Raw genomic sequence first — 10,153 nt, 5'->3', positions numbered from 1 at the left:
GGGGCGGGGCGCGCGGGGGGCTGGGGGGGGCAACTTCCCCCCTACCTGGGGGCGCCGCACCCAAGGCCACCATGGACCTGTCGAAGGTGGGGCGGGGTGGGTTGGCGGGAACGCTCATCCGCATGGATGCGGATGGCGAGCCTCCATGGACGGATTCACGGCGATTCCCGCGAACCCACCCCGCCCCGCCAAACACACAGCCCTGCAGCAGTTGCCGTTGCTCTGGCTCTGGCTAAAGCAGGGTGCCGGGGCGCAGCCCCGGCAACCACAACCCCTTACAGCGATTCGAAGATGCCCGCCGCACCCATGCCGGTGCCGATGCACATCGTCACCATGCCGTACTTCTGCTGGCGGCGACGCAGTCCGTGCAGCAGGGTCGCGGTACGGATCGCACCGGTGGCGCCCAGCGGATGGCCCAGCGCGATCGCCCCGCCCAGCGGGTTGACCTTGGACGGGTCCAGGCCGCAATCGCGGATCACCGCCAGCGACTGCGCGGCGAAGGCTTCGTTGAGCTCGATCCAGTCCAGCTGGTCCTGGCTCAGGCCGGCCTGCTTGAGGGCCTTGGGAATCGCGGCGATCGGGCCGATGCCCATCACTTCCGGGCGCACACCGGCCACGGAGAAACTGACGAAACGCGCCAACGGGGTCAGGCCGTAATCCTTGATCGCCTGCTCCGACGCCAGCAGCACCGCACCGGCGCCATCGCTCATCTGCGAGGAGTTGCCCGCCGTGACGGTGCCGCCGAACTGGCCGTTGCGGAACACCGGGCGCAGCTTGGCCAGGCCTTCAGCGGACGAATCCAGGCGCGGGCCTTCGTCGGTATCCACCACCTTGTCGCGGGTGATGATGCGGCGGCCGTCGGCCAGGTCCGGCTGGCGGGTGCGCACGTCGTAGGGGCTGATCTCGTCCTTGAATTCGCCGTTCTGGATCGCCGCGATCGCCTTCTGGTGCGAGGCGAGGGCAAAGGCATCCTGCTCCTCGCGCGACACCTTCCATTCCTCGGCGACCTTCTCGGCGGTGATGCCCATGCCGTACGCAATGGCGACGTGGTCGTTGTCGAACACGCTCGGCGCCATGGCGATCTTGTTGCCCATCATCGGCACCATCGACATCGACTCGGTGCCACCTGCCAGCATCAGGTCCGAATTGCCCAGGCGGATCTGGTCGGCGGCCATCGCCACCGCCTGCAGGCCGGAGGAGCAGAAGCGGTTGACCGTCTGCGCGGCGATGGTGTCCGGCAGGCCGGCCAGCAGCACGCCGATGCGCGCCACGTTCATGCCTTGCTCGGCTTCGGGCATGGCGCAGCCGATGATCGCATCGTCGATGCGGTTGACGTCGATGCCCGGCGCCTGCGCGACCACGGAGCGCAGTACGTGGGCCAGCATGTCATCGGGGCGGGTATTGCGGAACACGCCCTTGGGCGCCTTGCCGACCGGAGTACGGGTGGCGGCGACGATGTAGGCGTCCTGGATTTGCTTGGTCATTGCAGTGATCTCTCGAAATTTTTAGCAGGAGTGCCGACCAACGGTCGGCACCCACCGAAAGCAGGGAGGGGCGATCAATTACGCAGCGGCTTGCCGGTCTTCAGCATGTGCGCGATGCGGGCCTGGGTCTTCTCCTGCTGGGCCAGTTCGACGAAGTGCTTGCGCTCCAGGGTCAGCAGCCACTCTTCGTCCACCAGCGTGCCGCGGTCCACTTCGCCACCGCACAGCACGGTGGCGATGCGCACGGCGATCTCGTAGTCGTAGGGGCTGATGAAGCGGCCTTCCAGCATGTTGACCAGCATCATCTTGAAGGTGGCGATACCGACGTCACCAGCGACCTGGATGCGGCGTGCCGGCATCGGCGGGCGGTAGCCGCCTTCGGCCAGCGCCAGCACTTCGGCCTTGGCGATATGCAGTGCTTCGTAGCTGTTGAACACCACCTTGTCGGTGGCCCGCATCAGGCCCAGTTCCTGGGCGTTGACCGCCGAGTTGGACACCTTGGCCATCGCGACGGTTTCGAAGGTCTTCTTCAGCTCGGCGAACACGTCGCCGCCCGGACCGGCCGCCTGCGAGGCACGCACGGCCAGTTCCTTCAGGCCACCACCGGCCGGCAGCAGGCCGACCCCGGCCTCGACCAGGCCGATGTAGCTTTCCAGCGCGGCCACGCTCTTGGCGCTGTGCATCTGGAATTCGCAGCCGCCGCCCAGGGCCAGGCCGCGCACGGCGGTCACCACCGGCACCAGCGAATACTTGATCGCCTGGCTGGTGCGCTGGAAGTTGTGCACCATTTCTTCGAACTGCTCGACCTTGCCGGCCTGCAGCAGGCCGAGCGCGCCGGCCAGGTCGGCACCGGCGGAGAAGGGCTCCTTCTGCTGCCAGATCACCAGGCCCTGGAAGCCCTGCTCGGCGCGCTTGATCGCTTCCTGCAGGCCATCGAGCACGTGGTCGGACACGGTGTTCATCTTGGTCTTGAAGCTGACCACCGCGATGCCGTCGCCGTCGTGCCACATGCGCACGCCGTCGTTTTCGAACACGGTTTCGCCCGGGGCGAACGTCTCGCCCAGCAGCGGATCGGGGAAGCGCTGGCGCTGGTACACCGGCAACGCCGAGCGCGGCAGCTTGGCATTGCGCGACGGGCTGTAGCTGCCTTCGGCGGCGTGCACGCCATCGCGGCCGTCGAACACCCAGTCCGGCAGCGGCGCGCTGCTCATGCTCTTGCCGGCCACGATGTCATCGGCGATCCACTGCGCTACCTGCTTCCAGCCAGCGGCCTGCCAGGTTTCGAACGGGCCCAGCGACCAGCCGTAGCCCCAGCGGATCGCCAGGTCGACGTCGCGCGCGGTCTCGGCGATGTCGGCCAGGTGGTAAGCGCTGTAATGGAACAGGTCGCGGAAGGTCGCCCACAGGAACTGCGCCTGCGGGTGCTGGCTTTCGCGCAGCTTGGCGAACTTCTCGGCCGGGTTCCTGATCTTCAGGATCTCGACCACTTCCGGGGCGGCGGTGCGGTCGGCCGGACGGTAGTCCTGCTTTTCCAGGTCCAGCACCACGATGTCCTTGCCGACCTTGCGGAAGATGCCGGCGCCGGTCTTCTGGCCCAGTGCGCCCTTGGAAATCAGCGCGTCCAGCCACTTCGGCGACTTGAAGAACGCGTGCCACGGATCATTCGGCAAGGTGTCGCCCATGGTCTTGATCACGTGCGCCATGGTGTCCAGGCCGACCACGTCGGAGGTGCGGTAGGTCGCCGACTTCGGGCGGCCGACCAGCGGGCCGGTCAGGCCGTCGACTTCGTCGAAGCCCAGCCCGAATTCCTGCGTGTGGTGGATGGTGGACAGGATCGAGAACACGCCGATGCGGTTGCCGATGAAGTTCGGGGTGTCCTTGGCGTACACCACGCCCTTGCCCAGGGTGGTGACCAGGAACGCTTCCAGGCCTTCCAGCACCGCCGCATCGGTGGTGCTGGCCGGGATCAGTTCGGCCAGGTGCATGTAGCGCGGCGGGTTGAAGAAGTGCACGCCGCAGAAGCGGTGGCGCAGCTGCTCGGGCAGCACGTCGGCGAGCTTGTTGATGCCCAGGCCCGAGGTGTTGGAGGCCAGCACGGCGTGGTCGGCCACGAACGGGGCGATCTTCTTGTACAGGTCCTGCTTCCAGTCCATGCGCTCGGCGATGGCCTCGATGATCAGGTCGCAGTCGCGCAGCTGTTCCAGGCCCGTCTCGTAGTTGGCCGGGGTGATCGCTTCGGCGTAGGACTTGCTGGCCAGCGGCGCCGGGCTCAGCTTGGTCAGGTTGGCGATCGCCTTGATCACCACGCCGTCGGCGGGACCTTCCTTGGCGGGCAGGTCGAACAGCACGGTGTCGACACCGGCGTTGGTGAGGTGGGCGGCGATCTGGGCACCCATGACGCCGGCACCCAGCACGGCGGCGCGGCGGACTGGCAGGGAATTGGACATGTCGATAAGCCTTGGTTGGTCAGCAGTTACTGGGTGGAAAGGGAGGGGGCAGGGGTCGAAGGCGTGGAACGGCCTTCGCTGCGTGCCGCGGCGCGGAAACCGGCCTCGGCGAAGTGGATGAGTTCCTGGGCGGCCTGTGCACGATGGGCCTCTTCGGTGACACCGGCGGGACGCTTGATCAGCCCGAAATCGGCCATGGCGTAGGTCAGCGAACCGGCCAGGAAGTCCAGCCGCCAGTACAGCTCCTCCTTGCTCAGGCCCGGCACGCAACCGGCGATGGCGCGGCCGAAATCACGCAGCACATGACCGTAGTGGTCGGAAAGGAAGCGGCGCAGGTTGTCGTTCTTTTCGGCGTAGGCGCGGGCGATCACCCGCACGAAGGCGCCACCGCTCTGGCGGTCCTGGGCCATTGCCAGCGCCGGCTCGACGAAGGCGGCCAGCACCGGCCGCAGTTCGCCGGGATGGTCGCTGCGGGCCTTTTCGAGCTGGCCCATGCGCGCGGCGGTCATTTCGTCCATGCGCCGGCGGAACACCTCGTTGACCAGGTTTTCCTTGGAGCCGAAGTGGTAGTTGACCGCCGCGATGTTCACGTCCGCCTGGGTGGTCACCTGGCGCAGCGAGGTCCCGGCAAAGCCATGCAGCGCGAACAGCGCCTCGGCAGCGCCGAGAATGCGGTCCTTGGTGGAGAAGTGGGCGGGTTTGGCCATGGGACGGGACAGGTTCAATCAAACGATTGTTTGATATTAGACCCGGCCAGGGGCCAGTGCATTGTGCGGCGCAGCATGTCGATGTCGGCGTTCATCAACATGCATTACATGAATGGCCAGGGCTACCGTGCTGGGGAGCGAGGCGTTACAATCCGCGCACGTTTATCAGGCTAAGCCCGCGTTTTGACGCGGGTTTTTTTCATGTTACCCTCGGGCCTTGAGTGGCCCGGACTTTCGGAGATACCACCATGGCGCTGGAGCGCACCCTTTCGATCATCAAGCCGGACGCCGTTGCCAAGAACGTCATCGGTGAAATCTACGCCCGCTTCGAGAAGGCTGGCCTGAAGGTCGTCGCCGCCAAGTACAAGCAGCTGTCGCGCCGCGAAGCCGAAGGCTTCTACGCCGTGCACCGCGAGCGTCCGTTCTTCAACGCACTGGTCGAGTTCATGATCTCCGGCCCGGTGATGATCCAGGCCCTGGAAGGCGAGAACGCCGTGCTGGCCCACCGTGACCTGCTCGGTGCCACCAACCCGAAGGAAGCTGCGCCGGGCACCATCCGCGCCGATTTCGCTGAATCCATCGATGCCAACGCCGCCCACGGCTCGGACTCGGTCGAGAACGCCACCAACGAAATCGCTTATTTCTTTGCCGCTACCGAAGTGGTTTCCCGCTAAGAGGTCGACGTGAACGAGGTCGTACAGACACCCGCCATCCAGCCGCTGCCGAAGTCGGCGCCCACGGCTGGCAAGCAGAACCTGCTCGACCTCGATCGCGCGGGCCTGGAGCGCTTTTTCGTCGAGAAACTGGGCGAACAGAAGTTCCGGGCCCACCAGGTGATGAAGTGGATCCACCACCACTACGTCACCGACTTCGATGAGATGACCGACCTCGGCAAGAACCTGCGCGCCAAGCTGCAGGAACATGCCGAGGTGCTGGTCCCGAACATCGTGTTCGAAAAACCGTCCGCCGACGGCACCCACAAGTGGTTGCTGGCGATGGGCACCGATGGCAAGAACGCCATCGAAGCGGTCTACATCCCGGACAAGAACCGCGGCACGCTGTGCGTGTCCTCGCAGGTCGGCTGCGCGCTGAACTGCACCTTCTGTTCGACCGCCACCCAGGGCTTCAACCGCAACCTGTCCACCGCCGAGATCATCGGCCAGGTGTGGGTCGCCGCGCGCCACCTGGGCAACATCCCGCACAAGCAGCGCCGCCTCACCAACGTGGTGATGATGGGCATGGGCGAGCCGCTGATGAATTTCGACAACGTCGTGCGTGCCATGAGCGTGATGCGCGATGACCTGGGCTACGGCCTGGCCAACAAGCGGGTGACGCTGTCCACCTCCGGCCTGGTGCCGCAGATCGACCGCCTGTCCACCGAAAGCGACGTGTCGCTTGCCGTTTCGCTGCATGCGCCGACCGACGAGCTGCGCGAGACGCTGGTGCCGCTCAACAGGAAGTACCCGATCGCCGATCTGATGGCCTCCTGCGCGCGCTACCTGCGCGCCAACAAGCGCCGCGAATCGGTGACCTTCGAATACACCCTGATGAAGGGCATCAACGACCAGCCCGAGCACGCCCGTGCACTGGCCCGTCTGATGCGCCAGTTCGACAACGCGGTGCAGGCCAAGGGCTCGGGCAAGATCAACCTGATTCCGTTCAACCCGTTCCCGGGCACCCGCTACGAGCGCTCGGACGATGTGCAGATCCGTGCGTTCCAGACCATCCTGCTGGACAGCAACGTGCTGACCATGGTGCGCCGCACGCGCGGTGATGACATCGATGCGGCGTGTGGCCAGTTGAAGGGGCAGGTGATGGATCGCACCCGCCGCCAGGCCGAGTTCAACAAGACGCTCGACAAGGCCATCAAGGAAGGCGCCGGGCGTGATGCAGCGGCCTGACCGCGCGTCGACCCTGGCCTTCGCTGCGCTGTGTGCGTTGGCGCTGGCCGCCTGCAACAGCGGTTCCAAGGGCGTCAAACTGCCCAAGGCGCAGCTGGCGGTGGCGCCCACCTACGTGGCCCAGGATGACGGCCGTATCCGCAAGCTGCACCAGTACCAGAGCCAGCTGACCCTGGCCGGGTCGGACTTCGGTAGCGGCAAGCTGGACTCGGCGGAAAAGCGTGCGCGTGCCGCGCAGAAGCTCATGCCCGATCGTCCCGACGCGCTGCTGCTGCTGGCTGCCATCGCCGATCGTCGTGGCGAGGGTGGGCGCGCCGGTGAGCTGCTGCAGCGGGCCGTGGCACAGGCCCCGGAGCGCGGCGACGTGCTCAACAACTACGCGGCCTGGATGTGCGACCACGGCCAAGCCGAATCCTCGCTCGGCATGTTCGAGCGTGCCATCGCAGCGCCTGGTTACTCCAGTCCTGGCGTTGCCTTGTCCAATGCGGGTGCGTGCGCGCTCCGGGCCAAGCAGCCGGTGCCTGCCGAGCGCTACCTGCGCGCGGCGCTCGCACAGGACCCGCGCGATGCCCAGGCATTGGATGCCATGGCCCAGCTTTCGTTCGACAATGGCCGTTACATGGAAGCCCGCGCGTTCTCCGAGCGCCGGCTCGCGGCTGCACCGCCAACGCGTTCCGTGTTACAACTGGCGTCGCAAATAGAGACGCGACTGGGTGATCAGCGAGCCGCTGAGCGCTACCAGCAGCGGATTCGACAGGAATTTCCGCAGGAAGCGGACCTCAATTCCAAGGGTTGAAGCACTGTGACTGACAACCAGACCGTGAACGCTTTCGAGACGGCAGCCGGCTGTGGCCAACGCCTCCGCCAGGCCCGTGAAGCGGCAGGACTGACGCTCGACGATGTGGCCCACCGCCTGCACATGCCGGCGCAGGTGGTGCGTTCGCTGGAAGAAGAACAATGGCAGCGCCTGGGCGCGCCGGTGTTCGTCCGCGGCCAGCTGCGCAGCTATGCGCGGCTGCTGGGCGTGGATGTGGGCGAGGTGCTGGAACAGGCGCAGGTGGGCCCGATCGTGCCGCCGACCCTGGTCAGCCACACCCACACGCCACGTGCGCGTCGCATCGCCGAAAGCATCGGCCGCCGCCTGCTCTACGTGGGCATCACCGCCGCGCTGGCGGTACCGGTGTGGTTCGCCACCCGCAGCCATCTGGATGCGGACGGGCAGGGACCGAGCACCGCGTCGCTGGACGTGATTCCGGCGACCGTGGCGGTCGCCCCGCCGCGCAACGACGAGGCAGCTACCGGCGTGGCAACCCCGGCCGCTGCGCCGGCCAGGCCGGCCGCCCAGCCCTACATGGCCTCGCTGACGCCGGTACCGCGTCCCGCCGCCGCCAGTGAACCGGCCGCGGGCAAGGGCGCACTCGGCCTTCAGTTCAGCGGCGACAGCTGGATCGAAGTCACCGCCCCGGACGGCAGTACGGTGGAAAAGGCGCTGGTCCAGGCGGGCCAGTCGCGCAGCTTCACCCCGGGCCAGGTCGGCCGGGTGGTGCTGGGCAATGCCGCACAGGTGCAGGTTCAGCAGAACGGCGCCATCATCGACCTTGGCCCGTATCGGCGAGCCAACGTCGCACGCTTTACGGTATCCTCTGAGGGCTCCGTGGTCCCGGTTTCAAACTGAGGCCCGGACCGGAATCCACAACCCATTGAACAGTCCTCCCCGGCGAGCTTGTCTCCGGCTCGGGTAGGGCGAGAGTACGCATGGCGATCGACGACCTGCTCGACGAGCACGAACAAAGTGAACGCGTCCGCACCTGGCTGCGGAAGAATGGCCTGAGCATCATCGGCGGCGTAGTGATCGCCGTGGGTGCCATCTGGGGCTGGGGCTACTGGCAGCAGGAGCACGGCAACAAGCTGGCTTCGGCCAACGTCGAATACCAGAAAGTGCTCAAGGGCATCCAGGAAAACAAGCTCGACGACGCCGGCAAGGCGGTCAAGGCGCTCGACGCCGGTCCGTCCAACATCTATTCCGAACTGGCTGCGCTGCAGCTGGCGAAGGCGCAGGTGGAAGCGGGCAAGAACGATGAGGCGCTGGCGACGCTGCGCGCGGTGAACGTGGAAGGCGACCTCAAGCATGTTGTCGACCAGCGCATCGCGCGCCTGCTGGTGGCCACCGGCAAGGGCAGCGAAGCGATCACCCTGCTGGGCAACGCCACCGATCCGGGTTCGCTGGAAATCCACGGCGATGCCCTCATCGCCGCCGGCAAGCGCGATGAAGCGCGTGGGCAGTATGAGAAAGCGCTGAAGACGCTGGACGTGGCAGCGCCGCAGCGGCGCCTGCTGGAAACCAAGTTGATGGACGCCGGCGGCACCGTCGCGGCGACCGAGGAGTCGGTGTAATGAGTCAGATGGTCATCCTCAAGCGGGTCGCCACGGTTGCCATGCTCGGCATGGCGCTGTCCGGTTGCAGCACGGTCAAGGGCTGGTTCGCCGGCAAGGACGCTGAAGCCAAGAAGCTGCAGGAGCCGGTCGAGCTGGTGAAGTTCGACGCCACCGTCAAGGTCGACAAGCTGTGGACGGTCAACCTGGGCAAGGGCGAGGAGCGCATCGGCGTTCGCCAGGGCCCGGCAGTTGCCGACGGCCGCGTGTTTGCCGCCGCCATCACCGGTGGCGTGCATGCCATCGACCTGCAGACCGGCAAGAAGGTCTGGACGTATGAGCCGGCCAAGGAAAAGAAGAAGCCCAAGCTGCGCCTTTCCGGTGGTCCGGGCGTCGGCGAGGGTCTGGTGGTCATCGGCACGCTGGACGGCCAGGTGATCGCGCTGGATGCCGCTGACGGCACCGAAAAGTGGCGCGCCAAGGTACCGGGCGAAGTGATTTCCGCCCCGGCCGTCGGCCAGGGCATGGTGTTCGTGCGCAGCAACGACGGCCGCATCACCTCCTTCGACGCCACCAACGGCACCCAGCGCTGGTTCAACCCGCGCGAACTGCCGATGCTGACCGTGCGCGGCAACGCGCCGGTGGTGCAGGGCCCGGGCGTGGTGTTCGTCGGCAACGATGACGGCACCCTGGCCGCGCTGGGCGCCGCCGATGGCCGCACGCTGTGGGACCAGGTGGTCGGCAACCCGGAAGGGCGCACCGAACTGGATCGCATGGCCGACGTCGACGGCGCGCCGGTGCTGGAAGGCAACACGCTGTACGCCAGCAGCTTCAAGAACCAGACCATCGCCATCGAAGGTCCGACCGGGCGTCCGTTGTGGACGCGCGACCACGGTGGAGCAGGCGGCGTCACGCTGTCCTCCTCGTATGTGATCGTCACCGACAACCAGGGCGGTGTGTTCGGCCTGGACAAGCAGAGCGGTGCGGCCAGCTGGTCGCAGACCGGCCTGGCCCGGCGCCAGCTGACCGGCCCGGCCCTGCAGGGCGATTACGTGGTTGTCGGCGATTTCGACGGCTACGTTCACTGGCTGCAACAGTCCGATGGCGCGATGGCCGCCCGGGCAAAGACCGGCGGGACCGTCAAGGCCCAACCGATAGTCGCCGACGGGGTCCTGCTGGTGCAGAACATCGAAGGCAAGCTGACCGCTTTCCGGTTGGCCAATTAATTACGGAGTAAACGC

The 10,153-nt window shown here is 66.6% G+C and carries 9 protein-coding genes; 6 read left to right on the top strand and 3 right to left on the bottom strand.

What is annotated here, in order from left to right:
- Nucleotides 1-275 precede the first annotated feature (275 nt).
- From ABE522_RS03775 to ABE522_RS03765, 3 genes are all read right to left on the bottom strand, one after another.
- Nucleotides 276-1,484 carry an acetyl-CoA C-acyltransferase gene (locus tag ABE522_RS03775; RefSeq protein WP_042615379.1) on the bottom strand — a complete coding sequence of 403 codons (1,209 nt, stop codon included), beginning with the start codon at nt 1,482-1,484 and terminating at the stop codon, nt 276-278.
- Between the two features lie 74 nt (nt 1,485-1,558).
- Complete coding sequence (locus ABE522_RS03770) at nt 1,559-3,931, bottom strand: 3-hydroxyacyl-CoA dehydrogenase/enoyl-CoA hydratase family protein (protein ID WP_346590550.1); 2,373 nt, start codon at nt 3,929-3,931, stop codon at nt 1,559-1,561.
- A gap of 26 nt (nt 3,932-3,957) precedes the next feature.
- Complete coding sequence (locus ABE522_RS03765; RefSeq protein ID WP_346590549.1) at nt 3,958-4,638, bottom strand: TetR/AcrR family transcriptional regulator; 681 nt, start codon at nt 4,636-4,638, stop codon at nt 3,958-3,960.
- A gap of 248 nt (nt 4,639-4,886) precedes the next feature.
- Between ABE522_RS03765 and ndk the strand changes: the two genes are divergently transcribed.
- The 6 genes from ndk (at nt 4,887) to bamB (ending at nt 10,138) form a co-directional block, all read left to right on the top strand.
- Nucleotides 4,887-5,312: a nucleoside-diphosphate kinase gene (gene ndk, locus ABE522_RS03760; protein WP_042615376.1), complete on the top strand. Its 426-nt coding sequence runs from the start codon at nt 4,887-4,889 to the stop codon at nt 5,310-5,312.
- 9 nt (nt 5,313-5,321) lie between these two features.
- The gene (rlmN, locus tag ABE522_RS03755; RefSeq protein ID WP_346590548.1) at nt 5,322-6,539 is read left to right on the top strand and encodes a dual-specificity RNA methyltransferase RlmN; all 1,218 of its coding nucleotides are present in this window, start codon (nt 5,322-5,324) and stop codon (nt 6,537-6,539) included.
- Nucleotides 6,526-7,335, top strand: a complete 810-nt coding sequence (locus ABE522_RS03750) for a type IV pilus biogenesis/stability protein PilW (RefSeq protein WP_346590547.1) — start codon at nt 6,526-6,528, stop codon at nt 7,333-7,335. Before rlmN ends, ABE522_RS03750 begins: the two co-directional genes overlap by 14 nt.
- 6 nt (nt 7,336-7,341) lie before the next feature.
- Nucleotides 7,342-8,214, top strand: coding sequence for a RodZ domain-containing protein (locus ABE522_RS03745; RefSeq protein ID WP_346590546.1), 873 nt, complete (start codon nt 7,342-7,344; stop codon nt 8,212-8,214).
- Between the two features lie 80 nt (nt 8,215-8,294).
- Nucleotides 8,295-8,933, top strand: coding sequence for a YfgM family protein (locus tag ABE522_RS03740; protein ID WP_346590545.1), 639 nt, complete (start codon nt 8,295-8,297; stop codon nt 8,931-8,933).
- Nucleotides 8,933-10,138, top strand: a complete 1,206-nt coding sequence (bamB, locus tag ABE522_RS03735) for an outer membrane protein assembly factor BamB (protein WP_346590544.1) — start codon at nt 8,933-8,935, stop codon at nt 10,136-10,138. The genes ABE522_RS03740 and bamB overlap by 1 nt, the downstream gene beginning before the upstream one ends.
- Nucleotides 10,139-10,153: the final 15 nt, after the last annotated feature.

The organism is Stenotrophomonas lacuserhaii (assembly GCF_039674585.1).
Lineage (GTDB): Bacteria > Pseudomonadota > Gammaproteobacteria > Xanthomonadales > Xanthomonadaceae > Stenotrophomonas > Stenotrophomonas pennii_A.
The sequence above is the reverse complement of the archived record's forward strand: the minus strand, read 5'-3'. Positions and strand labels throughout refer to the sequence as shown.